This window comes from Saccharococcus sp. Marseille-Q5394, from assembly GCF_946901335.1.
Lineage (GTDB): Bacteria > Bacillota > Bacilli > Bacillales_A > Planococcaceae > Sporosarcina > Sporosarcina luteola_C.
On the sequence record NZ_CAMPPQ010000001.1, the window covers coordinates 435,606 to 460,319 of the forward strand.

Here is a 24,714-nt window from a genome sequence, read left to right on the forward strand (position 1 = left end):
TTAGATTGGACGTGAAAAGTTGATGAAGAAATTGTACTGCTCATTTTTGTTATTAACATTTCTTTTCATCTTAACCGCCTGCAATGCAAGTGATGAAGGAAAAAATCCAATTGATAAGGAAGGGTCCCACGCAACAAGTAATGATAACGTAAAACCGTCTGTGAAAGGTGTAAAAAATGTAGATGTTCTCAATACCCACGGAAGCATTGAAGGGGTGGAAAGAATGAAGAACTTCTACGATAATTTGCAAAATGGTATTTCATCTGATTTACGAATTGTCCATTACACAATTGAAGGGGATCCTATCGTTACAGACCTGAATTACAAAGAAGATACTATAAAAGTGACCTATGATTCAACGCGTGACAAATTTGGAAGTGGTAAAATAACGACCGTTATATGCAACAATTTGTTGGAGGAAGTCAATCCCACGAATACTTCCTATATCGCCACAGGATGCTCAGATGGATTTTTCGGAATGGATGAGATTTTGGAAATAGAATACAATTTGGCACGACAAGATCTATTCGAGTTGGAATTGAAATACGGAGAAAAGCTGGAAAATGAAGTGAATACGAAAACAGAAGAAGTTACAAAAGTTATTAACTCAAAAGAAACAAGAACAACTAGTGATTTTCAACTATCTACGCAAGTGAAACAAGAGGTCTTTAAAAGGCTAGTAATGGCAAATTATTTAGGAGACCTCGATTTAAAGACTACATGTCAGTCAGAAGAGTCCAGAGACTATTATTTAAAAGTATATATTAACGGCGGGGATCGTGAATATCATTGGTCTAGCTGCGATCAAGGTTCGGACGGTGTAAAATTTACCGAGATCGCTGAATATGTTATTATGCAATCTGAAATGGAGCAAACTGAAAATCCCGAAACCGTAATTCAAGGGTATATACTTCAAGTGAAAGATGACACTCTGTTAGTCGGAGTAGATTTAAACATCTTTGATTATGAATTGCTCAAAGATGAAATACAAAATACTGAACTTGACGCATACGTATTTGACTTTATCAGCTTGGAAGGTGTTAACACCGAGGAGTTCAAGATTGGCGATAAGATTGAAGCGGTTATTAAAGGAAGCATAACAGGTTCAAATCCGGGAAGAGCTAAAGTGGAGGAAATGAAGAAGCAACAGCCCGTTGAGAGCATTGTCCCTTAAGATACACAAACAGCAATATCTTCATCTCTTTTGTATAATGGACAACAGAGGTGATGATAGTGTTTGTCAGTGAAAAAGAAGTGGAAATTAGGTATGCGGAGACGGACCAGATGGGAGTAGTCTATCATGCCAATTACTTAGTCTGGATGGAAATTGGCCGAACGAGCCTTATTCAAGACTTAGGCTTTACATACGCGGGTCTCGAGGCGGAAGGCTATCTGTCCCCTGTTATCGACTTATCAATTCAATACAAGGCAGCCATGAGATACGGACAGACCGCAACCGTCCGGACTTGGGTCGAGTCCCATGGGAAACTTCGCACAGTGTACGGCTACGAAATTCTACATGAAGATGGAACGGTCGCAGCAACCGCCACTTCTGAACATATCTTAGTCAAAAGTGAAAATTTCCGTCCAGTTTCGTTACGGAAAATTGATCCGGATTGGGACGCCAAGTATACCGAAATCTGCAGGGTGGCCGACTGATGGCGTTCGGTATTAATCGGGCAGAATTAAAAGCGTGGAAAGAAGCAGTCCGTGCCGGGGAAATTGTATTTCTCACCCATTACTGGCTCGATGATCGTTTCCCAGGCTGTAAAACGGTAACGAAGGCGGGCTGTGCAGATCTTGATAAATTAATCGAATGGGGAAAAAGATACGGGTTGAAACCTGAATGGGTCGACCACCATGAAGATTATCCGCATTTCGACCTGTTCGGTAAAACAGAGTTGCGAGCATTGCTGGACGCCGGACTAGTGGAACAAGTAAATCGATTTAACTTACTAAGTAAGCATGAGGGATAGTCCTTCATGCTTATTTTAATTGCCTAAGGCAGCAATATTCATTGGCATACAATTGAAAGAAGAGGATTGTCTTCGTGGAAGGATGGAGAAATGGGGGCAATTGTGTTTATCGGCTCATCAATGTCTGGATCAAGCATGGACGCATTGGCGGCTGCTGGCCGGTTAGGCTACACTGCCATTTTGCTGACGGATCGAAAAGCATTTCTGCGAAGGAAGCTTGTAGATGTTCAACTCGTTTTGTTGAAGGCAATGGAAGAGGGAATTATACGGAAGCAACTTGTTCAACTTCTCCAATCAGGTCAACATATTACAGCAATCATCAGTTTTGTCGATCCATATGTCTCGATGGCTGCAAATCTATCCAATGAATTTTGTGGATCCGCCATTTCCTCTGAAGCTTTGCGATTGATGGAGGATAAAATGGCGACCCGTCTTGCATTAGAAAACAATAAGGCGTCTTGCGGTTTTGAAATAATTCCTTTAGGGGAATCGAAACAATCAACTAGTAACTATCCTGTTATGGTGAAAAACCCGGTTTCCCACGGGTCAAAAGATGTCTATTACATTGAAGATGAAGAACAATTCGAGATTGCTGTAAAGCGGCTTGCAAAACGGTTGGTCGGAAAGCAAGTTCTCATAGAAGAATTCATAGAAGGTCCCCAATATGTCATTGAAGTTGTTGTCGTAGAGACAATCCCAATCATCGTGGCAGTCATCCAACAGGAAATCACTTTCGATTACTCCTTCATTGTTACCGCATACGGTGTAGTTACGAAAATGGACGAAGCAGATTACAGAAGTTTATGGAAGACGGTCACTACAATCGTTAACGAAATAGGACTTCATCACGGTGCTTGCCATTTTGAAATGCGTCTCACTTCTGCTGGGTGGAAATTGATAGAGCTGAATCCTCGGATTTCCGGAGGAGCCATGAACCGCATGATCGAAGAGGCGTACGGGATCAATCTTGTTAAAGAGACGATCAAGCTCTACCTCGGTGAAGAACCTGACTTGATCAGAAAAAGACAGCAGTCTGTCCATACCTCATATATAACGATTAATATTCCCGGTTATTTACTGGACATAGACGGGCTTGAACAGGCTGTATTGTGCACAGGAGTTGTTGACGTACAAGTAAAGCCGTCCATCGGTGCAATGATCATGCCGCCACTATCTATGGGTCATCGGAACGGATATGTGATGGCGATCGGTGAGGCAATGGAAGTGGCTAAGGAACGGGCAGAAAATGCTGCCAGATTGATAAAATTCTACATCGACCCGTTTTAAATTGAAGAACATATAAAAAGGGAGGGGAAAGAGTTGAAGAAGTGCATTCTATGTGAAGAGATGAGGGAATTATGGAAGGAGCAGCAATTACTCGCAGAGTTTGGAAAGGGAATGCGTTTCATTCATCTGCCAGACACTAAGGACACCATTCCCTTCATGCTGCAATCTACAATCCATTCTGACCCTTTCACCGCAATAGTAGATGGAAATGCCACTCCTTATTTTAGAGTGGAGAGAATCAATGAGTACAGCTGCATTGCGAAGTTATCTTTGCTTCAACCGGTAGATTTAAAAGGTCTGCCGGCAATAACACACCGGGACCTTTATACGTTGATAAAGACATCCCATTGCATCATCGTAAAACTTTGCATCTTCTCAGCAATTACCCCGCTTCCCCACGAACTTGTCGACCGTCCATTGCCAGTCATCGTGTCAAAAACATAGAATTGGAAAACTAAATACCCCGCGTGTAAACTCTTGTCCTTATCATTTCAGATGCGCATGAATGTACTAGAGAGAACCGTCAAAAAGAGTAAAGGAGAATGTTCATGACGATTATAGGCATGTTGCATCATCGGAAAGATCCGGATACTGTCATGAAAGCTTATGCATTTGCGGCTGTCGCGGAAGCGGAAGGTGCGAAGTTTTTCTATTTCTCGCCTGGAGAAGTGAATTTTTTGAATCGTACTATCAAGGGACAAGTGTACGAAAAAGGGGAATGGAAGACAAAAATCATGCCCTTTCCAAATGTCATCTATAATGCAGGGAGTCCGGAGAAGTTATCGAAGTCAAAAGAGACTATCGAGAAGTTGAAAAAAGAGATTCCTTTTACGACATACTCAATCGGCAATAAGTGGAGTGTGAACCGTCGATTGAAAGAAGCAAAAGATTTTGCGAACTATTTAATACCTACTGAAGTTGTCAAGAGTGCGGATCATTTTTTCAAATTCCTTACTGCTTTTGAGAAAGTGGTCTTCAAACCGATTGATGGCCGAAAAGGAAAAGGGATTTTTTTTATTGTGCAAGAAGGCGACCGATTCACTGTGAAAGGTGAAGGGACGAATAAGATCTATGGGCAATCCCAGTTAAATGGCTTTATCAAACAAAAATTATCGAAAGAGACATTCATCGTCCAACCGTACATTCAATCAGTGACGAAGACAGGGCAAGTTTTCGATTTCAGGCTGCACGTCCAAAAAAACGGGGATGGCGAGTGGGTTATTACGACAATTTACCCTCGGATTGCACCGCAGGGATCCATCATTGCAAATATCAATAGTGGCGGCTATACGAATTATTTGGACCCATTTTTGGAACATGAATTCAAGGAAGAAGCATTCAATATCCGAAAGAAGCTGGAGTTCTTTTCATTATCACTCGCCAAGCATTTAGATGAGCTCCAAATGGAAAAATTCGGCGAAGTTATTGATGAAATCGGAGTAGACGTCGGAATGGATGATCAATTGAAATTATGGATCTATGAAGTAAACTGGCGCCCAGGCTGTCCTCCGGCGTTTTATCTCGAATTGGATGTCGTTAAAAACACAATCAAGTACGCCATGTATGTAGCGAAAAATCAAAAGGCTATTCAAATGAAAATCAAGGAAAAGAAGCGCAATAAATCAGATGGAAAGCAAGCAACGCCGATTATCGCCATTACAGGAAGTGCCGGCAAAACAACGACGAAAGCTTTTCTCTCTTCCATCCTATCTAAGAAGTGGAATGTCTTCGAATCGAAGGACTACTGGAATACGACGGAACATACGAAAAAGCATGCAGCTGAAATCAATTCATCCCATCAGGCTGTTGTCCTTGAATATGGCATGGCCTATCCAGGCGTAATCACAGAGCATTGCCAGATCATCCAGCCGAATATGTCCATTGTTACAAATGTCGGGTTGGCACATGTCGGGAATTTCAACGGTGATCCGAGGGGTGTAGCGAAAGCTAAATCGGAATTGATTCATGGGATGGATCAATTTGGAGTACTATGTCTTAATCGGGATAATGACAATTCACGATTTTTGGAGACGAGAGATTTCAAAGGGAAAAAGATAACAATAGGTATTCAGAAACCTGCTGATTATCGAGCTTATGATGTTCAATATGCGGATCAGGGCATGAGCTTTAAACTGAAGCTGCAAAATGAAGAAATCGAACTGTTCATCCCGATTTTCGGGGAGCATCATGTGTATAATGCATTGTCGGCAATTGCAATCGCGGATCAGCTAGGATTCTCACCGATGGAAATCAAGACGGGTCTTCTCTTCAAGAAACCACCGCGGCGTTTGACGATCTACAATTGCAAAGATAATATCACAATGATTGACGATACCGTACACTCCCATCCGGAAGGTGTGCGTGCAGCGATTGATGTTCTCGTAAATCTGGCAAAGCATCGGAAAATTGCTATCATCGGACAAATGAGGGAACTTGGTGATCTTCGCGAGAAGGAATACCGAAAAGTAGGGGACTACATCCAGCAGCAAGGGATTGATTTATTAATTACCTATGGGTTCCGGACTGAGGAAATCGGCGCACAAGCGAAAAAAAGAGGCATGTCTGCCAACAGAATCCATCATTTCACAGATCGGGAGAAATTACATGCATTGCTGTCAAAACTAATACGTAAAGACGATACAATCCTTATTAAGGGAGCAAGTAAAACAAATATGTTTGAAACCGTCAAATATATCGACCAAAACTATAGTTGAATAAAAATGAGGACTCCATTATTCGGGAGTCCTCATTTTTATTGTTTAAGGTGAAATTGGATTTCTTCAGCGGCCTTTTTCGCCAATGACTTTGCCATTTCCAACGTTGTTCCTTGGGCGATGACATATGCATACCGATGACCCATCGACAGTGGCGGTGTCAGGAGCGTCCCTTTTCGAGGCTTCACATACACTTCGACGACCCCTGGCGAATTTCTAGCTCTCTTTTTGCCTGTCACTCTTTCCAAAATCCCTTTTTGCTCGATGATGACATATTGGGTGAAGACGAAATGCCGCTGCTTCTTAACTAAAAGCGGTTTTTCACCTAAGTATAATTTTACTGTTTCCTCTGCCAAATCAAAACCAAAAGCGGCTTTCAACATACTATTCATTGCTCCACCAGAAATTCGAGGATTGATTTCAATCAGCCGCCAACCGTTTTTCGTCAGACGCATTTCGATATGCAGCGCTCCGTTTCGGATGTCGAGTTTTTCAACGATGGATTCTAGCACTTCCATGATGCTGTCATTCAGCTGTTTTGGCACAGTTGCAAGCACGCCATACCCGGTGATGATGAAGCGTTTGCCATAAGTGATTTCCTGTTGGATGACACCGGCGATTTGAATTTTCCTCTCATGGACAATCGCCTCTATCAAGTATTGGTCCCCCTCGATGTATTCCTCGATAATGATCGATTCTTCGGGATCTTTCTCATTCAGCTTCCTTACATGTCGCATCAGTTGCTCAAAGTTGGAAGCCTGCAGAACATCCTTCGAACCTGTAGAGGATGCTGACTTTATAATTAGGGGGAAATTAGGCAATGCCTCAAGTGTCATCAATCCCAACTTCGCTTTAGGGGATATAGTCAAAAACTTGGGTGAGTACGGAAGTCCCTTTAGGGAAGCCCTTGTCCCTGCTTTGTTCTCCATAATATCGACAGCTTTAAAGGAGGTGCCGTTCGGACAGAATTCCTCACACAGTTTTAAGGCACGGGCGACATTCGAGTCGACAAAACTGATAATTGTCATAATTACGTTTCCTTTGGATAGCAGAGAATGGATTTCTTTCCGCATTGAATCGTAATTAGTCGTGTCAACGAATATCATTTCGTGGACATCTACATATTCCTTCCGTTGCTTGATCTGTTTTTCATTGCTAGTAAATAATACGGTGAAGTAACCGAGCCGTTCGGCAGCTCTGATTGCATCCCTACTTGAACCTGATTTATTTGTTCCGATAAAGATGATTGTTTTCAATAAGTCCAACTCCTTCATTTAGACACTCTATATAGGTTATGAAGGATTCGTTTATCGACATGGTTATACATCATATAGTTCAGTAACTATCGCGATTTGGTGTACTCAGGTTTTTCATACAGGCTCTTTAATACGAAGGGTATTCGATAGGATAGTGGGGAGTGTCATCAGTGAAGACCCTTCTTGCCGTAATATAATGATCGCTATAGTAACCTGCGAGCAGAACCCTTGTAATGACGCCTCCCGAATAAGGGATGATGAGACGATGATTTCCAGCATAAATGGCAACAAGGCTAGAATTCGATGATCCTTTCTTGCTATTGAAGAAAACAAGATCCCCTTTCTTCAGGCTGAAACAGGAGACGGGCGTACCCTTGCTTTGAAGGTCTTTTAAGCTGGATGCATTCAATGTGATCCCATTGGTTCTATATACATAGTTGACAAAACCGGTGCTCGTAAACTTCTTAGTACTTTCATTGTTTACAGGTCCAATCGTCGCCTGGTCTTTCAAATAGTAAGCAAAATCGACAATATTGTCTCCTTTCGTAGGCGGATTGGGTGACATCAAACTTGGGAGCACACGGCGTGCACCTATATATTTTTCCGTATAATACGATTTACTGTTCAATTCGGAAATGACGATATCCAGTTTTGGGTTAGCCATATGGATGATCTTGTTATCACCAATATACATAGCGACATGATCCGGGTCTTTCGCTGTCGTTTTACTTCTGAAGAAGAGAAGATCGCCTTTTTGCCATTTTCCTCTAGCAACTCGAGCTCCTTGCTGTATCATGAAGTCTTCATTGTACGTCGCAAGGTCGGCTCCATTTATCCCGAAAATGTACATCAGGAAAGTTGCGCAAGAAAATTTATACGGGTATGTAGGCTTGTACACTGCCGTACTATATATCGATTTTCCAATCAAGCTTTTTGCCGTTTGGATCAATTTCTCCGCTTTTGCTTCAATAGCCTGTTGCGGTACCTGCCTATGCGAATCCGAATCATTTGTTCCGGTAAATATGATCTTTTTCAACAAATTCAACTCCTTTGTGTAAAATCCCTCTTAATATGTTATGAAGTAATCGTTAATCGACATGATTATTCATCCTATATGCCAGTAACTATTACCGATTTGATGTACACAGGTTTTTCGTACAGGCTCTTTTAAAGTGGGAAGCATACGATAGGAAAGGGGAAGGGAGTGAACCAAATGAAACCTCTAACGACAGGATATATCCGGAAAATCATATCTGGAAAATTGATCCAAGGAAATGACGATCTGATTATACATCACGGTGCTTATCGACTTAAACAAGTAAGGCATCATCATACGATATTATTTTTGAATCGGAAGATGATCAGATGGGAGATCTTGAAGCCCTTTTTCCCGCTTGCGATCGTGACGGACCGGGAAATGGGAGTAAGGGCAGAAACAGAGGATTTGACAATTATAAAAGTTGAAAATCTACAGGAATCGTACTGGAAATTCGTCAACAACTATCGGGCTTCCATTGATATCCCTGTAATCGCAGTGACAGGTACGTCCGGTAAAACGACGACTAAGGAGATGATTCGTCATCTGCTTTCATTCAGTAGGAAAGTCGCGCACACAAACAGTACAAATAATTCAAGAACCGCACATTTGACTTACCTGCTGGGGATGGATGATACGACAGAGGCAGCTGTATTCGAAACAGCGGTCGGTGCGCCCGGCGATATTTCGAATGCCGCTGCCTATTTGAAACCGACGATTGGCATCATTACGAACATAGGGGAACATCACCTCAATTACTGCAAGACATTGGAAGGCTATATCTCTGCGAAAGGGGAAATGTGCAGCGCTCTTCAACCAAACGGTGTTTTAATCATTAATGCAGATGATCGGAACACGAAAAAACTGGATTTAAAAAGTTTTACTGGAACAATTGTAACAGTCGGCATCCATTCGAAAAGTGATTTCAAAGCAAGTGATGTCTGCTTTTCTCCTGAAGGTATGTATATGACTGTCGAATATCAGAAAAAGAGATACAGAATGCTTGTTCCTGGTCACGGAGAACACCAAATATACAATGCGCTCGCGGCCATTGCAGCAGCTCATCGGATTGGCATGGGACTTGCTGATATTGCTGTTCAATTCAGGTCTTTCCCAACGCTCAATAAGCAACTGCAGCTAGTGAAGGGGTTGAACGGAGCAACAATCATTGATGACACATGGAGCATTACGACGACTTCATTGGAAGCGGCATTGCGGGTGTTGGAGAATATCGGATCTGCCAAAAAGAAAATAGCAGTTGTCGGCACGATAACCGACCTTGGATCTTGGGGTTATGTCATTCATGAACGGGCGGGAGAAATCATTGCGGAAAGTAAAATCGATGTACTATTCACTGTCGGAAAACATGCAAAAATAATGGCAGATACTGTTTCTAAAAAAGGTTCTTCAATGGAAGTTCACTCATTCAATAATCATATTCTTGCCTATGAATTGCTGAAAAAGATTGCAACAGAAGATTCTATCATGCTTATCAAAGGTGACATGTTTAGTGAAGCAATTAAAAAGCTCTCAAACCTATTGAGAGGGAGAGGCTGATTGACAGGTAGGATAAACGACAGGCATTTGAATGAGTTTCATGTGTGAAACACCCATATGGTAATATTTTTACTACCTGAATTGGGACAAACACCAAGTTGTCTACTTGCATTTATCAATATAGTAGAAGTAGTTCAAATAGAAAGGGGGGATATCATTATGGGTATGGAATGTCCTTGTGGCGTGTTGGTCAATGCCGTTTCAAGAAGGAACAATGTCCGCTTCAATGGACAGATGGGGACAGTCAGAGGTGACTTGACGTACATGGCAAATGTATGTGTCACAACATTGGCTGCTTCATCATTGTCTTTGGAATTTGTAGACACAGAGACAATGGGTGGTGTGAACAGCTTCATGTTTGTTGCAAATTCTTTCACTTCTGTCGTTTGTAGAAGAGAGGGTCAAAACTGTGAAGTGACCGTTACCGGCACCGGACTCGTGGATGACGATCAGTTTCCATTTGTAGCCGTCTTCAGAGACCAGGTTGCCCCGGCGAACGTAGATATTGTACAAAGCTTTGTCATAACCGGTTTCTTCAATCAAAATGGTGCAGCACCGGTTGCGCAAGGTTCTATCATAGCACTCGGTTGCGATGATGATTAACGGTTCGTGAACTCCCGATATCGGGTCGGGGGTTCTAGATTTATTGGATAAAAGCTGAAGGAGGGTAGTCTGTGAAGGGTATTCGAGGACGTTATGGTCAACAAAGGATATTGGAGACGGATTCCGGTTTATCAGTGAATCTGTTGGAAACAAAATTATTATCTGAAGGGACATTCTACAGTTTTGTCGTGAAATACAAATACTTCATCATCAAACCGCTAGTAGGACCGCAAGAAGTCCATATTTCAGTTACTAATGATGGTATTGAATCGCTAACAGGGAATCAAGCCTTACGTTTTTCAAACAAAGAGCAAATATACGATTATTTAACAAAACGAATTTTCACTAAAAAGTATTACGTTATTCAAGCTTGCCCAGCAAATCCGTCAACTCTCTACCAGTGCAGTTTCACCCTTCATAGAAAATCTCCTACAGCACATTGGAAAATCGTCCATAGTGCAACTGAAGACAAAAACAGCGTTCCTCATTACAATCTATACAATATAAGGATGCTCAACAGTTCAGTAACAGCAGCTAAAATGTTGGGTACCGCTTTTCCAGACTGCCATACAATCGTAGTGGATATCGTCAAAGACGGATTCGGAAGTTTCTGGCTCGCTGACACAATTTTACATGACCGCAATAGTAAATGGAGTCAGTATCATTCACTTCATCAAGAGAGGTCTTTACGTTCATTCCTGCCAGCTACGGATTTGTGTACAAAAAAGACATTGCTTGCATTTTTGAATACCTATCCAGAGGTGATCATCAAGCCATGTGTAGGGCAACAGGGTAGAGGAATCGTAAAAATATCTCTAACTGGTGATTTGGCTTTTGAAGTGCATGAAAAGCAAAACAGACAGGTCGTAGATGATTTTGAGCAGCTGTTCAGTTATGTTCATAACCATTATCTTTCGCAGAGAGACTATATTGTTCAGCAAAGGATATCTCTAATGGAGATCGATGGGAAACCTTGCGATGTGCGGGTCATCACCCAGTTCGATGAAGGTAGTTGGATCTTAACAGGGCAGGTCGTTAAAGTCGCTGCGAAGGATTATTTCGTTTCAAACAGGGCTAGTAAATTACTCACATTGGAAAATGCCCTATCACGTCAAAATAATGAAATTTCATTTGAGCGTTGTGCAAAATGGATTGAAATGGTATGCAAAAAATCTTCAAAAAGACTATTGAAAAACAATGGGGATCTTTCGATTATCGGATTTGATATAGGAATCGATGATAAAGGGGCGGTATGGTTGATCGAAGGGAATTATGCCCCGTCTCTTTCGATGTTTTACATGTATGACAACAATGAAATCCACGAGAGGATTTCTTATTATATAAAGAAAAATAAAAAGAGTGACTGATCGAAGTACGTTGGAAGGGAGGAAATGCAATGAAGCCGATAGCTGTCAATGACATCAGGAAAATACTCAAAGGAAAAATCATTACGGGACCGGTAGATTGGAATGTGGAAGATGCCATCTACTACAATCGACATGATTATACGAGGCGAAATTCCCTTCTTTTTGCAAGCAGGGGGGAAGCGATTAATTGGATGGAAATCGATAGGAAAGGTCCTTCCCTTGTCATAACCGATAAGTCCTCAATTAACGTTAAAGATGTATTGCCGAATACGACGGTCATGCAAGTGACGAGCCTCGTCCAGTCCTATTGGAAGTTCATCGATTATTATCGGAATCAGTTTCGACTACCAGTTGTGACGATAACAGGAACGTGCGGCAAGACAACAACGAAAGATATGATCAAACATATGCTCTCTGAAAAATGGAATGTGCATGCATCGGTCAGCAGCCAAAATGAACCGAGACGTTCATTTCCTTATTTGATGGGGATCGATGAACAAACGGATGCGGCAGTTTTCGAACACGGCCTCGGCAATTCAGGCAATATTAAGCACCAGTGCATGATTTATCAGCCGACGATTGGGATCATCACAAATATTGGGGTTCATCATTTGGACGGGTGTGTAAATCTGGAAGGCTATATAAAAGCGAAAGAAGAGATCATCGGCGGCATCAAGGATGGCGGCACACTTATCTTAAATGCAGATGATCAGAATAGTAAAAAGCTGAGAATCCACCGCTTCAAAGGGAAAATCATTTATTTTGGAATGGATGAAAAGTCGGATTTCAGAGCTTCCCGGATCACTTATGGAGAGGGCGGAATGGATTTCATGCTGCATGTCGATCGTTTGGAATATAACGCCTTTGTTCCCGGGTATGGGGAACACCAAGTGAGCAATGCGCTTGCTGCGTTGGCTGCTGTCCGTGAAATGGGAATGGATTTGAAAGCCGCGCTCTCCCGTTTGAAAACGTATAAGAACATGAGCAGGCATTTGGAATTCTCTAGTGGCAAAAACGGCTGCACAATCATCGACGATACATGGACGAACAATCCCACATCTGTTGAAGCGGCACTGAAGGTGCTTGACTCAATTGGAAAAGGGAAAAAGGTCATCCTCATATTAGGGGATATAAACCGGCTTGGGAATTTCGAAAAGAAATACCACCGTGAAATCGGAAGTATGGTTGCGGAGCGGAATATCCATGCACTAATTACAATCGGTATAAAGGCGGAAGAAATTGCGAGGCAAGCAATGCGGGATGGAAGCAGCGCAAATATAAGGATTTTCAAAGATGTGAGTGAAATCGGAAATCGGTTGGATCATTTATTTGATGATCAGTCGATTGTGCTTATCAAAGGACCGATGTCCAGTAGAGGCATGATTGAGTTTGCAGAGTCGTTGAAGCGGTGAATGAAAAAGAAGCATCCAACGTTTAGACGTTAAGATGCTTCTTTTCATGTATTTAGTTAAGAACACGTCGGGCTTTCATGAAGTTTTGCGTTGCCCATGTGGAGGAAAGGCTTTGTTTTACAACATTTCCAGAAGTGGATAGGCTGATAAATTGATTTCCTCCAATATAAATGCCCGTTTGGTTAATACGAGTTCTTTTATTATCCAAAGAGAAAAAGAGAAGATCTCCTTTTTTAAGATTGGATTTCAGTACCGCAGTCCCGATTTGGGATTGCTGGCTGGCCATCTTGCTTTTCAAATCAATTCCTTGCTTTTTATATACATAATAAGTGAAACCGGCTCCTGTGAATGTCAATGTACTCTCATTATATCCATAACCGAATTTCGCTTTATTCGTAAGGCTTTGTGCGAAGTTGACAAGCTTGTCCGCAGATGTTGTAGTAGTTGTGGTTGACTGCTTGGATACGGAAGGCGCCACAGTCGTATTGTCCGTGAAGACCCTTTTTGCCGTAATATAATGATCTTTATAATAATCCACGAGCATAACCCTTGTAACAACACCGCCCGAATTCGGGAGGATGAGACGATGATCGCCTGCATAAATGGCAACCAGGCTAGGATTCGTTGATCCTTTCACGCTATTGAAGAAAACAAGATCGCCTTTCTTCAAGTTGGCTTTGGAAACGGTTGCCCCCTTGCTTTGAAGGTTTTTTAAATTGGAAGCATTCAATGTGATGCCGTTGTTTTTGTATACATGGTTGACGAAACCTGTGCTTGTGAACTTTTTAGTGCTTTCGTTGTTCACGGAACCTATTGTCGCCGTATCTTTCAAATCATAGGCAAAGCTGACGATTTTATCGCCTTTCGTTGCAGGATTGGCTGACATCAAACTAGGGAGCACGCGGCGTGCACCGATATAGTTTTCCGTATAGTAAGGCTTGTCAGTCAAGTCGGAAATGATTATATTCTGTTTGGAATCCGCCATGTGGATGACCTTGTTATTTCCGATATACATAGCGACATGATCTGGGATCTTCGATGCCTTACTACTGAAGAAGAGGAGATCACCTTTTTGCCATTGCCCTTTTGCAACCGGAGTGCCTTGCTGCATCATATAATCTTCATTGTATGTCGCCAAGTCGACACCGTTTTTCTCAAATATGTACATGAGGAAAGTGGCGCAAGAAAACTTGTACGGATAAGTAGGCTTATAGACTGCCGTACTGTATGTCGATTTTCCGATTAAGCTTTTTGCGGTTTGTATCAATTGCTCCGCTTTGGCTGCCACAGCCTGTTGCGATGTTTGAGAAGTTACCGTGGCGGCAGAGACTGTTTGAGATTGATCGTATGAGGGAATTGCCAAAGAGCTGACGCTGACGCACGTGATTAATGCTGCTGAAAGTAGTTTGCGTTTCATGTTTTGCCTCCTGAGATTAGTAATGTCTTACCTGAGAATGATCGTAGCATGGAATAACGGGGTAGATTTGAGGCAATATTTACCTTTAGAATTGGAGGTTTGCGAGATTGCAAGCCAGCAGAAGACTGAACGGGTTTCTTTACAAATAGATTACAGCCCGAAATTGGGAATTCGAGGAATAAAAAAAGCGTGCGGCTAGTGCCATCACGCTTTTTCATACGTATAAACGAGCTCATTCAAATGCGAATCAACATCTACATGAAGGTCATGTTCATCGAAAAACCAGTAGTCCCTTTGTTCAATATAAAAATGCACTCCGTCTCTTTCCGTCTCGACCGCCAATTCGTCAGGCACTTCTTTCATAACTCCGAGCGAAAAACCTTCATGCAACGAACTGGACCCGCCATAACGAGCGAAAAATTTTATATAATCGCCTGTTTGAGCTACCATCTCTTCTTCAAACCATTTTCGCGCATCATCCGACAAAACGATTTTCATTTCAGTATCCCGCCTTTCGGTTGCTGCTTCCATTGTATTACAACCACTTCACTTTAGACTCGGTTCCCGCTTTGATCCTGGCGATGTTCGCCCGGTGCCTGTAGAAGATGAATACCCCCATTAAACCGACAATGATCATTAAATAGAAATCGCCAGACCATAAATAGAAGGCAATACAGTAAATGAAACCGACAACCGCCACGATCATGGACGATAGAGATACCATTTTCGTTATCTTCAAAGCGATGAGGAATGTAAGAAGGACGATGATGAAAATCGGCCAGTTATAGCCCAGCAAAACACCGCCCGAAGTGGCAACGGCCTTGCCTCCTTTGAATTTCGCAAAGACAGGGAACATATGGCCGATAACAGCGAAAACCCCAAGAAGAAGTGGATGAATACCTGCTGAACTGAAATAAGGTAGTAGGGGAAGCAACACAGCAGCCGTCCCCTTCAAAATATCAATAATTGTGACGAGCATTCCCGCAGTTTTTCCTAGAACCCTGAACGTATTCGTGGCACCGAGGTTTCCGCTGCCATGCTGCCTCACATCCGTATTGTAGAACAATTTGCCGATCCATAATGCAGATGGGATGGAGCCGAGTACATAAGCGATTAGTATAAGAATGATAATTTCCATGACGCTCCCCTTTACCATTATTGAATAGTTATGTGTTTCAAGTTTAGCAGAACAGATGAATGCCGACAATGGAATGTATGAAGTTCTGAAAGTCAGCCGATTGTCTAGATTTTCCTCATCTCATTGCAATCAGCCGGTTTATTCTATACAATTAATTGAGCAAGCTTCCTGAAACGTTGATTTGACAAGCTTTACAGGAAGCGATACGATAGTATACAAAGAGAAAGAGAACATTCGTTTGATGGGGGTTGCGATTTGACGAAGAAAGAAGAAATTTACACATATGATGATGATTCGATTCAAGTGCTGGAAGGCCTTGATGCAGTACGGAAACGTCCGGGAATGTATATCGGTTCCACAGATTCCAGGGGACTTCATCATCTAGTCTATGAGATCGTCGATAACGCAGTTGATGAAGCACTAGCCGGACACGGTTCGGAAATTGACGTTACGATACACAAAGATGGCAGCATAGGTGTACGCGACTACGGACGCGGAATGCCGACAGGGATGCATAAGACGGGAAAGCCGACGACGGAAGTAATTTTGACCGTCCTTCACGCTGGCGGAAAGTTTGGGCAAGGTGGTTATAAGACAAGTGGCGGTCTACATGGCGTAGGCGCTTCTGTCGTCAATGCCCTCTCCGAGTGGCTGGAAGTGACGATTTTTCGTGATGGAAAAAAATTCAGGCAACGGTTTGAAAATGGCGGAAAGCCTGTCACTACACTAGAAGAAATCGGTTCGTCACGTGAGAAAGGGACATTGATCCATTTCAAACCCGATCCGACGATTTTCTCAACAATCAAATATCAATATGAATTATTGTCGGAACGTCTACGGGAATCCGCCTTCCTCCTGAAAGGCTTAAAAATCGACCTAAAGGAAGAAGGAACTGAAAAGCATGATGTCTTCCATTACGAAACAGGCATCGAAGCATTCATCTCCTATTTGAATGAAGAGAAGGATGTTCTTCATGATGTCGCATACCTTGAAGGGGTGTCTGAAGAGATTGAAGTGGAATTTGCATTTCAATTCAGCGATGGCTATTCTGAAACGATACTTTCTTTCGTCAATAATGTACGGACAAAAGATGGCGGTACACATGAAACAGGTGCAAAAACCGCAATGACCCGTGTATTTAATGAGTATGCGAGGAAAACCGGCATATTGAAGGAAAAAGATAAAAACCTCGATGGCTCCGATATTCGGGAAGGGATATCCGCAATCATATCGGTCAGGATTCCTGAAGAGATTCTCCAATTTGAAGGTCAGACAAAGGGGAAATTGGGGACGAGTGAAGCAAGGGCGGCAACTGATGCAATCATCTCCCAGCAACTCCTGTACTTTTTGGAGGAGAATGCGGAGCTCAGCGGTAACCTGATCCGAAAAGCAATCCGTGCTCAACAGGCAAGGGAGGCTGCCCGGAAGGCCCGTGAAGATGCGCGTTCTGGAAAAAAACGACGCCGTTCGGATACTCTGCTTACAGGAAAGCTGACACCGGCACAGTCGAGGAATGCTGCGAAAAATGAGCTGTACCTTGTCGAAGGGGATTCCGCCGGTGGTTCAGCCAAGCAAGGTCGAGACAGGACGTTTCAGGCAATCTTGCCTCTGCGCGGTAAAGTTATCAATACCGAAAAAGCCAAATTGGAAGATATAATGAAAAACGAAGAGATCAATACAATCATTCATGCAATCGGCGGAGGAGTCGGCGCTGATTTTCAAATCGATGATATCGCTTACGACAAAGTAATCATCATGACAGACGCAGATACCGATGGGGCGCATATCCAAGTGCTTCTCCTGACGTTCTTCTATCGATATATGAAGCCATTGATTGAGGCAGGGAAAGTGTTTATTGCACTACCGCCGCTTTACAAAGTCTCAAAAGGGGCTGGCAAGAAGGAGCAAGTCGAGTACGCGTGGACGGAAGCCAATCTTGACGATGCGATCAAAAAAATCGGCCGAGGCTATATGTTGCAGCGATACAAAGGACTCGGTGAGATGAATGCCGATCAATTATGGGATACGACGATGAATCCGGAAACCCGTACACTCATCCGCGTGACCATCGAGGATGGGGCGCAATCGGAAAGACGTGTCACCACGCTTATGGGGGACAAGGTCGAGCCGCGAAGAAAATGGATTGAGTCAAACGTCGATTTTGGTACTGAAGACCATAATATTTTAGAAAATGAATTTTTGCATGTTGAGGGGGACTTTGAATGACTTCAACTGAGCGATTCCAAGACTTGCCTTTGGAAGAAGTGATTGGCGACCGTTTTGGACGTTATAGTAAATACATCATTCAGGACAGGGCGCTTCCAGACGCAAGGGATGGATTGAAACCTGTTCAAAGAAGGATTCTTTACGCCATGTTCCATGAAGGGAACACTCATGATAAAGCATTCAGGAAATCCGCAAAGACAGTCGGAAACGTTATTGGTAACTATCATCCTCATGGTGATACTTCCGTTTACGATGCGATGGTGCGGATGAGCCAAGAATGGAAACTTCGCCATCTAATGATTGAAATGCATGGGAATAATGGATCGGTCGACGGGGACCCGGCAGCTGCAATGCGGTATACGGAAGCGAGGCTTTCTGCAATCGCATCTGAAATGCTCCGTGACATCGGAAAAGACACGGTAGAATTCATTCCGAACTTCGATGACACCGAACCCGAGCCGACCGTATTGCCTTCCCGATTCCCGAATTTACTCGTCAACGGGTCAACAGGGATTTCCGCGGGCTACGCGACGGATATTCCACCGCACGCTTTACATGAAGTCATCGATGCAGTCCTGATGAGAATGGACGAGCCGGACGTGTCAGTCGAACAATTGATGACGGTCTTGAAAGGGCCAGATTTTCCTACGGGTGCAATCATTCAAGGGACGGATGGAATCAAAACGGCCTACGAAACGGGGAGAGGCCGCTTCATCATCCGCGCTAAATCGGAAATCGAATCGTTAAAAGCCGGTAAATCGCAAATTGTCATCACCGAAATTCCATATGATGTAAACAAGGCGAATTTAGTGAAGAAGATGGATGAACTGCGGTTGGATAGAAAGCTCGATGGAATTGCAGATGTGCGTGATGAATCTGACCGTACAGGGCTTCGGATTGTCGTTGAGTTGAAGAAAGATATGGATGGCAATGCCATTTTGCAATATTTATTGAAAAATACCGATCTTCAAGTGACGTATAATTTCAATATGGTAGCCATTTCGAATAGAAGACCGACGCTCATGTCGTTGCCGATGTTATTGGATGCTTACATCGACCATCAAAAGGATGTCGTCACGAGAAGGTCGAAGTATGATATCCAGAAAGCGAAAGACCGGCTTCATATCGTGGAGGGTCTTATGAAAGCTTTATCAATTCTCGACGAAGTAATTAAGGCGATCAGAGCATCGAAAGATAAACGCGATGCGAAAAATAATATCATTTCAAAATTTGGATTTACAGAAGTTCAAGCAGAAGCGATCGTCTCCCTTCAATTATACAGATTGACGAATACGGATATTACCGAGCTTAAAAAAGAGGATGCTGATCTACGAAAGCTGATCGAACAGTTGGACGCCATTCTTAAGAGCGACAAAAAACTTTCGGCGGTCATTAAGAAGGAATTATTGGAGATCCGCAAGCAGTTTTCCGAACAAAGAAGATCAGTCATCGAGGAGAAGATTGAAAACATCAAAGTTGATCTCGATATCCTTGTACCGAGCGAGGAAGTCGTCGTATCGGTTACAAAAGACGGCTACGTGAAGCGTACGAGCATGCGTTCGTATAGTGCGTCAAACGGCACCGGACAAGAGATGAAGGAATCTGATTACAGTCTCATGGAGACAGTCATGAATACACAGCATCATCTCCTGTTGTTCACATCGCTTGGCAACTACTTGTATCAACCAGTGCATGAGTTGCCTGACATTCGTTGGCGTGATCTAGGTCAACATATATCAAGCATCGTCTCATTGGAACCGAATGAGGAGATCATATCAGCAGTTGGTATCGAAAGCTTCGATGACCAAACATCCGTTCTGACCGCTGCAGATAACGGGAATGTCAAGATATCCAAGCTCTCCGATTTCCAAGTACAACGCTATTCCCGGACGTTCAAGGCGATGAACTTTAAAAAAGGCGACCGTATGGTTGATGTGCAACTCGTGGCGGGGGATGAAGATATAATCCTATTCAGCGAACAGGCGTACGCACTTCGATTCTCGCTCACTGAATTGTCGGTTACAGGCGTACGAACAGCCGGAGTCCGAGGTATCAATCTAAGGACAGAAGATAAACTTGTATCAATACTAGTTGTCCACGATGAAGCGGAATCAGTATTGATTGCCACGCAAAGAGGATCCGTCAAGAGAATGGCTTTGAAGGAACTGGAGAGTGCGGCTAGGGCGCAACGTGGTGTTGTTGTGTTGAAAGAATTGAAAACAAACCCGCACCGGATCGTTGGCACGCAATTAGTGAAACCAAGCGAAATTGTTATCCTTTCGACTAGCAAAGATAATAAAATCGCTCTCGAGTCGGGATCATTGAGGCTTGTCGATCGCTACTCGAATGGGAGCTCACTGGTGGACGAAAACAAAAATGGAAGAATAACTGCAATCTATAAAGAACTGAAAGCTGAAACGAAAGCATGATGAAAAGCGTCCACTGGCAAGGATGAATTCCTGCCAGTGGACGTTTTTTTGCATTGCACCTGAAATATAAAATATTCGTGACAATAGGAAGATTTTGACGTATAATAATTCGAAAGTCGAAATATATAATAATTAATTACTAATGGGGATTGGTGAACGTGAATGTGGAAAAACCGTAATGTTTGGATCATTTTATCTGGTGAAATGATTGCCGGGCTCGGTTTATGGACTGGAATTATTGGAAATCTGGAATTCTTACAAGAAAAGATCCCATCGGACTTCGTAAAGGCAATGATCTTATCAATCGGATTATTGGCAGGTATCATAGCTGGTCCTACAGCCGGGCGGATCATTGATCAGTCGAGAAAGAAGACCGTTTTAATTGTCGCAGGGCTGGGAAGGCTGATCAGTGTCGTATTCATGTTACTCGCCATTGCAACAGGTTCTGTCTGGTGGATGGTTGCATTCATCATATCCATTCAATTATCGGCAACGTTCTATTTTCCTGCGTTGCAGTCAACAATCCCTCTTGTCGTAAAAGATGAGGATTTGCTGACGATGAACGGAATGCATATGAACGTCGCCACGATATCGCGTGTCCTCGGTACTGCTCTCGCAGGTGTTATGCTGGTGTACTGGTCGTTATCATCATTGTATTGGGTTTCAATGATTGCGTATGCAGGATTGTTGGGCTTCACAATGATGCTCAAAATCGATGAAGGGAAGGGGAGTGAACGCTCCCATAGGAAAGATGGGGACAAAGGCGGTTTTTTGGAAGTATTTCCTGTCTTAAAAGAGTTTCCCGCAGTCGGCATGACACTAATTATGACGATGATCCCTTTATTGTTTATCGGGTCTTTCAATCTCATTGTCATCAATATTAGTGAGATTCAGGATTCTGCATCGATTAAAGGATTGATTTATACTTTTGAAGGGATTGCCTTCATGATTGGATCATTTGCAGTAAAGCTCATAACAAGAAAATGGAAGACCACGGTGATTTTATTCTTCTTTGCAACTATGGTGGCAGTTGCTGAGTTCATGCTATATTTTGCACATAATATAGTTGTGACATTGGCTGCATTTGCTGTATTGGGATTTGCATTAGGTTGTTTTTTTCCGACAGCAATGGTTATTTTTCAGAAACAGATGCCGAAAGCGTACCATGGCCGATTTTTCTCTTTCCGCAATATGTTAGAGCGGGTCATGTTCCAAGTAGTATTATTGAGCGCTGGAGCATTTTTAGATATTGTCGGACTACAGACGATGGTGATTATTTTCGGGATGGTAAGTCTAAGTTTGACGTTATTATTTTTTATTCAAATGAAACGAAGGAATATCGTATTAGAAGAGAAACTATCAGAACCTGCAGCGGAAATCATTTTATGATCCGTTGCAGGTTTTTCATCTGAAAAATTCAGTTCTGTCTCACTGTTTCAAGTATACTTTAATGTGATATTCAGCTTCTGCTAATATATATTATGACCATGGCACTGAAAAGTATTCTTATTTATATCCCTCCTTACACCTCTATCCTATACCGATGATTCTTATTTTTACTGTTTTCAACATCAATAAACTGTGCACTATACTCAATAACGTCATTAATAAATAGATCATTACTTTTAGCAAGAGCTTTTATCTCTTCAAACAGCTCTTTATCATAAGTGGTTTTATAATGCTCTCGGTCTTTCGGACGTTGCTCTTTATTAAACGAGATTCCATCTTCTAGTGTCAATAAATTAATGAATCCCGTTTCTAACAAATAGTTAATATGTGTATTATTGCTATCTGCTACTTTGGTTAACTTAGCTATTAGGTCTTTGCTTATTGTTGTTCTGAATACAATTCGACTCTTATCAGTTGTATGTTGTAGTTTACCATTTACTATTTTCCACATTCTCATCACTCCAATTGCAAAATTGTTTGTTCCGATATAATGGCATGTTGAATCATTCTTAACCTTTTATTTTCGTTAAACAGTTCACCAGCTTCCTCCGGAAAAGCCACTGAATATGATTTGTTCGGTTTGACACCAAGCCGCTCTAGATCCTGCTTAATGATTTTCGAGTTAATAATTAACATGGGCGTTGTTCTCGTACCGGTACCTTGTGCAATTGTCGGATTCGCATCCATAAGCTTGGCTACTTTTCTCAATAAATCTTCGTCTTTTTGGGCTAAATATACAGAATGGACTTTCTTATTCACATGGCCATCCGTAATGAATAATCCCAATACCCAAGCCATCTCATGAGACCATGTTTTAAAGAAGTCTTCGTTCACTTCATGGATTCTCCGACGGCCAATTGGATTCAATGCAACTCCATGCTTCATCAATACATTACGGATAGCACGGTCCGACAACCCAATAATGGCACAAAGTTTGTCATAGCTCAATCCGCTTTTATACAATTCAGTGATCTTTTCGTCTGTCATTCCTGGATTACGAGGCATTTCTTCCACTTCCCCTTTTAATCCATTATACAAACTTATGTTCTTATTTTCAACTAATTGACTGAATATAAATGAAAGTCAGCCACCCGCGTTTGCAAGTGGCCATCTCAAAAAAATACTATCTCACATAGCGTACTCTGTCGCTCGCTTGCAATTCCGCCAATGTAGATGCGCCGACCCCGAACATAGCCATTCGCAGCTCGAGTTCTTTCGTTTCCATCACTCGTAAGACATCTTCCGGAGACTGTGTCGCTTCTTTAAGGATAGATCTTCCGAAACCGACGACATCTGCGCCTAATGCTATTGTTTTCGCAGCGTCCAGTCCAGTCGACATGCCGCCACTTGCAACAATTGTTTGCGTATCGATCTTTTCACGGACAGACACAACACAATCGACCGTCGGAATGCCCCATACGCTGAACGTTTCAGCAGCGGCTTGCTTTACTGGATCGGTTGAACGGTATTTTTCCACTTGGCTCCAAGATGTCCCGCCTGCACCCGCTACGTCAATAAAAGATACACCGATATCACATAGCTTTTTGGCTGTCTCCCCGTCGATTCCCCAACCGACTTCTTTCACGCCTATAGGAACTTCCAATGCATTCGTCAATTCTTCGATTTTCACTAATAAATCCTTGAAATTCAGATCTCCGTTCGGTTGAATAACTTCCTGAAGACTGTTCAGATGCAATACCAAAGCATCTGCATCTGTCATTTCAATTATTTGTCGGCATTGATCAACGCCAAATCCGTAATTCAATTGAACCGCACCCAAATTTGCAATGATCGGTACGGATGGAGCATATTGCCTTACTTGGAAGGATGCCCGGTGTTCCTTACTCTCAATAAGTGCGCGCATGGATCCCAATGCCAAAATCCAACCTCTTTCTTCTGCGGCAAGCGCCAAATTACGGTTGATTGTTTCAGCGAATGCAGCCCCGCCAGTCATGGAGCTGATCATAAAAGGCGTTGGGCGCATTTGGTCCACAAATTTACTCTCGATGGAGATATCACTAAAGTCAATTTCAGGTAGTGCGCAATGAATGAAGTGAACCCTTTCCAATCCGGTCGTAATATGGTTCCCTGTCACTTTTTCATTGAGCGTGATGTCGATATGCTCCGCTTTCCGTTGATGAATCGAACCAGTCATTATCCAACATCCCTCTTCCCTTAACATTAAAATACATAACTCACTCAATTATAAACCATTTTCAGTTACTAATTCACGCCATTCTTAAGGTTCATTTTTCAATAAAGGATTTTGACCCATCTTTTCAAAAAAGTTCATAGAAACCTATGCTCTTCCTCATGGAATCCCTATTTATCTTATCATTGAATCACGCAGATGACGAATAATCCCGTGTGCATTGTACGCTCAGTAACTTGGCAACTGTTTCAAATATGTGTTAAATTTGAATCGGTCAAATCAAAACGAAACTTCGGGGCAAGGTGAAATTCCTTACCGGCGGTGATCAAGCGCTATGCTTGTCAGTCCGTGACCCGTTCTTCCCTAAGGAAGACGGTGGAGCTGGTGAAACTCCGGCACCGACAGTTAAAGTCTGGATGGGAGAAGTTGCTCGTGTTTGATGACCATGCCCAACTCTATCCGCCCTTTCTAAAATTGAGAGGGGGAATTCAATGGACCACGCCGATTATTTGGAGCTAGATCTCGCTCTTGCGAAACTTGAAGTAGGTGTGTGTACTGAGACAATCATCGCAAGCGGCGTTTTTTCGTCGCATCTAAAAATCCCAATCCTTCCGTTAATGGTAACAGGATTAGGTTTCTTCGGGATGCTGGAATTGAAGCGATCGTGAATTTATGTAAAAAAGAGGCGGATTTTA

Annotated in this window: 22 protein-coding genes and 1 riboswitch; of the genes, 14 read left to right on the forward strand and 8 right to left on the reverse strand. The window is 42.6% G+C overall.

Translation table 11 applies throughout. From position 1 onward, the window contains the following. The first annotated feature begins 22 nt into the window (after positions 1-22). From OC538_RS02175 to OC538_RS02200, 6 genes are all read left to right on the forward strand, one after another. Positions 23-1,174: a DUF4362 domain-containing protein gene (locus OC538_RS02175; RefSeq protein WP_262175103.1), complete on the forward strand. Its 1,152-nt coding sequence runs from the start codon at positions 23-25 to the stop codon at positions 1,172-1,174. Between the two features lie 59 nt (positions 1,175-1,233). Continuing rightward, positions 1,234-1,659 (forward strand): acyl-CoA thioesterase, encoded by a 426-nt coding sequence (locus OC538_RS02180; RefSeq protein ID WP_251694593.1) that lies wholly within the window; start codon positions 1,234-1,236, stop codon positions 1,657-1,659. Continuing rightward, positions 1,659-1,976: a hypothetical protein gene (locus OC538_RS02185; protein WP_262173059.1), complete on the forward strand. Its 318-nt coding sequence runs from the start codon at positions 1,659-1,661 to the stop codon at positions 1,974-1,976. The genes OC538_RS02180 and OC538_RS02185 overlap by 1 nt, the downstream gene beginning before the upstream one ends. A gap of 66 nt (positions 1,977-2,042) precedes the next feature. Beyond that, positions 2,043-3,263, forward strand: a complete 1,221-nt coding sequence (locus tag OC538_RS02190) for an ATP-grasp domain-containing protein (RefSeq protein WP_251694591.1) — start codon at positions 2,043-2,045, stop codon at positions 3,261-3,263. A gap of 33 nt (positions 3,264-3,296) precedes the next feature. Then, positions 3,297-3,707: a CotY/CotZ family spore coat protein gene (locus OC538_RS02195; protein WP_262173061.1), complete on the forward strand. Its 411-nt coding sequence runs from the start codon at positions 3,297-3,299 to the stop codon at positions 3,705-3,707. Positions 3,708-3,811: 104 nt separating this feature from the next. Then, complete coding sequence (locus tag OC538_RS02200; protein ID WP_262173063.1) at positions 3,812-5,977, forward strand: YheC/YheD family protein; 2,166 nt, start codon at positions 3,812-3,814, stop codon at positions 5,975-5,977. A 38-nt stretch (positions 5,978-6,015) separates the two neighbouring features. Here OC538_RS02200 and OC538_RS02205 read toward each other — a convergent pair whose 3' ends face one another. Continuing rightward, positions 6,016-7,233, reverse strand: coding sequence for an ATP-grasp domain-containing protein (locus OC538_RS02205; RefSeq protein ID WP_262173064.1), 1,218 nt, complete (start codon positions 7,231-7,233; stop codon positions 6,016-6,018). A 127-nt stretch (positions 7,234-7,360) separates the two neighbouring features. Beyond that, positions 7,361-8,269: a C40 family peptidase gene (locus OC538_RS02210; RefSeq protein ID WP_262173065.1), complete on the reverse strand. Its 909-nt coding sequence runs from the start codon at positions 8,267-8,269 to the stop codon at positions 7,361-7,363. A gap of 177 nt (positions 8,270-8,446) precedes the next feature. Here OC538_RS02210 and OC538_RS02215 point away from each other — a divergent pair, with 177 nt between their 5' ends. From OC538_RS02215 to murF, 4 genes are all read left to right on the forward strand, one after another. After that, complete coding sequence (locus OC538_RS02215) at positions 8,447-9,826, forward strand: Mur ligase family protein (RefSeq protein WP_251694586.1); 1,380 nt, start codon at positions 8,447-8,449, stop codon at positions 9,824-9,826. Between the two features lie 159 nt (positions 9,827-9,985). Beyond that, positions 9,986-10,429 (forward strand): hypothetical protein, encoded by a 444-nt coding sequence (locus tag OC538_RS02220; RefSeq protein WP_251694585.1) that lies wholly within the window; start codon positions 9,986-9,988, stop codon positions 10,427-10,429. 71 nt (positions 10,430-10,500) lie between these two features. After that, a complete protein-coding gene (locus OC538_RS02225) occupies positions 10,501-11,796 on the forward strand; it encodes a YheC/YheD family protein (protein WP_262173066.1) in 1,296 nt (431 codons plus the stop codon). Positions 11,797-11,825: 29 nt separating this feature from the next. After that, positions 11,826-13,208 (forward strand): UDP-N-acetylmuramoyl-tripeptide--D-alanyl-D-alanine ligase, encoded by a 1,383-nt coding sequence (gene murF / locus OC538_RS02230; RefSeq protein ID WP_262173067.1) that lies wholly within the window; start codon positions 11,826-11,828, stop codon positions 13,206-13,208. A gap of 52 nt (positions 13,209-13,260) precedes the next feature. Here murF and OC538_RS02235 read toward each other — a convergent pair whose 3' ends face one another. The 3 genes from OC538_RS02235 to plsY form a co-directional block, all read right to left on the reverse strand. Further along, the gene (locus tag OC538_RS02235; protein ID WP_262173068.1) at positions 13,261-14,625 is read right to left on the reverse strand and encodes a C40 family peptidase; all 1,365 of its coding nucleotides are present in this window, start codon (positions 14,623-14,625) and stop codon (positions 13,261-13,263) included. A 204-nt stretch (positions 14,626-14,829) separates the two neighbouring features. Then, positions 14,830-15,123, reverse strand: coding sequence for a HesB/YadR/YfhF family protein (locus OC538_RS02240; protein WP_262173070.1), 294 nt, complete (start codon positions 15,121-15,123; stop codon positions 14,830-14,832). 37 nt (positions 15,124-15,160) lie between these two features. After that, positions 15,161-15,763, reverse strand: a complete 603-nt coding sequence (plsY, locus tag OC538_RS02245; RefSeq protein WP_262173071.1) for a glycerol-3-phosphate 1-O-acyltransferase PlsY — start codon at positions 15,761-15,763, stop codon at positions 15,161-15,163. A 255-nt stretch (positions 15,764-16,018) separates the two neighbouring features. Here plsY and parE point away from each other — a divergent pair, with 255 nt between their 5' ends. From parE to OC538_RS02260, 3 genes are all read left to right on the forward strand, one after another. Next, the gene (parE, locus tag OC538_RS02250; protein WP_262173073.1) at positions 16,019-17,989 is read left to right on the forward strand and encodes a DNA topoisomerase IV subunit B; all 1,971 of its coding nucleotides are present in this window, start codon (positions 16,019-16,021) and stop codon (positions 17,987-17,989) included. After that, a complete protein-coding gene (gene parC, locus OC538_RS02255; protein ID WP_262173075.1) occupies positions 17,986-20,418 on the forward strand; it encodes a DNA topoisomerase IV subunit A in 2,433 nt (810 codons plus the stop codon). Before parE ends, parC begins: the two co-directional genes overlap by 4 nt. Before the next feature lie 162 nt (positions 20,419-20,580). After that, positions 20,581-21,807 (forward strand): MFS transporter, encoded by a 1,227-nt coding sequence (locus OC538_RS02260; RefSeq protein ID WP_262173076.1) that lies wholly within the window; start codon positions 20,581-20,583, stop codon positions 21,805-21,807. A 133-nt stretch (positions 21,808-21,940) separates the two neighbouring features. On the opposite strand, the gene OC538_RS02265 is transcribed toward OC538_RS02260, so the two are convergent. From OC538_RS02265 to fni, 3 genes are all read right to left on the reverse strand, one after another. After that, complete coding sequence (locus OC538_RS02265; RefSeq protein WP_262173077.1) at positions 21,941-22,318, reverse strand: rRNA methyltransferase; 378 nt, start codon at positions 22,316-22,318, stop codon at positions 21,941-21,943. A gap of 5 nt (positions 22,319-22,323) precedes the next feature. After that, positions 22,324-22,872 carry an LAGLIDADG family homing endonuclease gene (locus tag OC538_RS02270; RefSeq protein WP_251694575.1) on the reverse strand — a complete coding sequence of 183 codons (549 nt, stop codon included), beginning with the start codon at positions 22,870-22,872 and terminating at the stop codon, positions 22,324-22,326. 118 nt (positions 22,873-22,990) lie between these two features. Beyond that, complete coding sequence (gene fni / locus OC538_RS02275; RefSeq protein WP_251694574.1) at positions 22,991-24,022, reverse strand: type 2 isopentenyl-diphosphate Delta-isomerase; 1,032 nt, start codon at positions 24,020-24,022, stop codon at positions 22,991-22,993. Between the two features lie 281 nt (positions 24,023-24,303). Next, positions 24,304-24,451: riboswitch (FMN riboswitch) on the forward strand. Positions 24,452-24,510: 59 nt separating this feature from the next. Here fni and OC538_RS02280 point away from each other — a divergent pair. Then, positions 24,511-24,687 carry a hypothetical protein gene (locus OC538_RS02280; RefSeq protein ID WP_251694573.1) on the forward strand — a complete coding sequence of 59 codons (177 nt, stop codon included), beginning with the start codon at positions 24,511-24,513 and terminating at the stop codon, positions 24,685-24,687. Positions 24,688-24,714 lie beyond the last annotated feature (27 nt).

Coding starts and splice junctions, on each gene's coding strand:
- OC538_RS02175 (WP_262175103.1), top strand. CDS start 23: ATGAAGAAATTGTACTGCTCATTTTTGTTATTAACATTTCTTTTCATC.
- OC538_RS02265 (WP_262173077.1), bottom strand. CDS start 22,318: ATGTGGAAAATAGTAAATGGTAAACTACAACATACAACTGATAAGAGT.
- OC538_RS02215 (WP_251694586.1), top strand. CDS start 8,447: ATGAAACCTCTAACGACAGGATATATCCGGAAAATCATATCTGGAAAA.
- OC538_RS02220 (WP_251694585.1), top strand. CDS start 9,986: ATGGGTATGGAATGTCCTTGTGGCGTGTTGGTCAATGCCGTTTCAAGA.
- OC538_RS02185 (WP_262173059.1), top strand. CDS start 1,659: ATGGCGTTCGGTATTAATCGGGCAGAATTAAAAGCGTGGAAAGAAGCA.
- parC (WP_262173075.1), top strand. CDS start 17,986: ATGACTTCAACTGAGCGATTCCAAGACTTGCCTTTGGAAGAAGTGATT.
- fni (WP_251694574.1), bottom strand. CDS start 24,022: ATGACTGGTTCGATTCATCAACGGAAAGCGGAGCATATCGACATCACG.
- OC538_RS02235 (WP_262173068.1), bottom strand. CDS start 14,625: ATGAAACGCAAACTACTTTCAGCAGCATTAATCACGTGCGTCAGCGTC.
- OC538_RS02280 (WP_251694573.1), top strand. CDS start 24,511: ATGGACCACGCCGATTATTTGGAGCTAGATCTCGCTCTTGCGAAACTT.
- plsY (WP_262173071.1), bottom strand. CDS start 15,763: ATGGAAATTATCATTCTTATACTAATCGCTTATGTACTCGGCTCCATC.
- murF (WP_262173067.1), top strand. CDS start 11,826: ATGAAGCCGATAGCTGTCAATGACATCAGGAAAATACTCAAAGGAAAA.
- OC538_RS02200 (WP_262173063.1), top strand. CDS start 3,812: ATGACGATTATAGGCATGTTGCATCATCGGAAAGATCCGGATACTGTC.
- OC538_RS02240 (WP_262173070.1), bottom strand. CDS start 15,123: ATGAAAATCGTTTTGTCGGATGATGCGCGAAAATGGTTTGAAGAAGAG.
- OC538_RS02270 (WP_251694575.1), bottom strand. CDS start 22,872: ATGCCTCGTAATCCAGGAATGACAGACGAAAAGATCACTGAATTGTAT.
- OC538_RS02260 (WP_262173076.1), top strand. CDS start 20,581: ATGTGGAAAAACCGTAATGTTTGGATCATTTTATCTGGTGAAATGATT.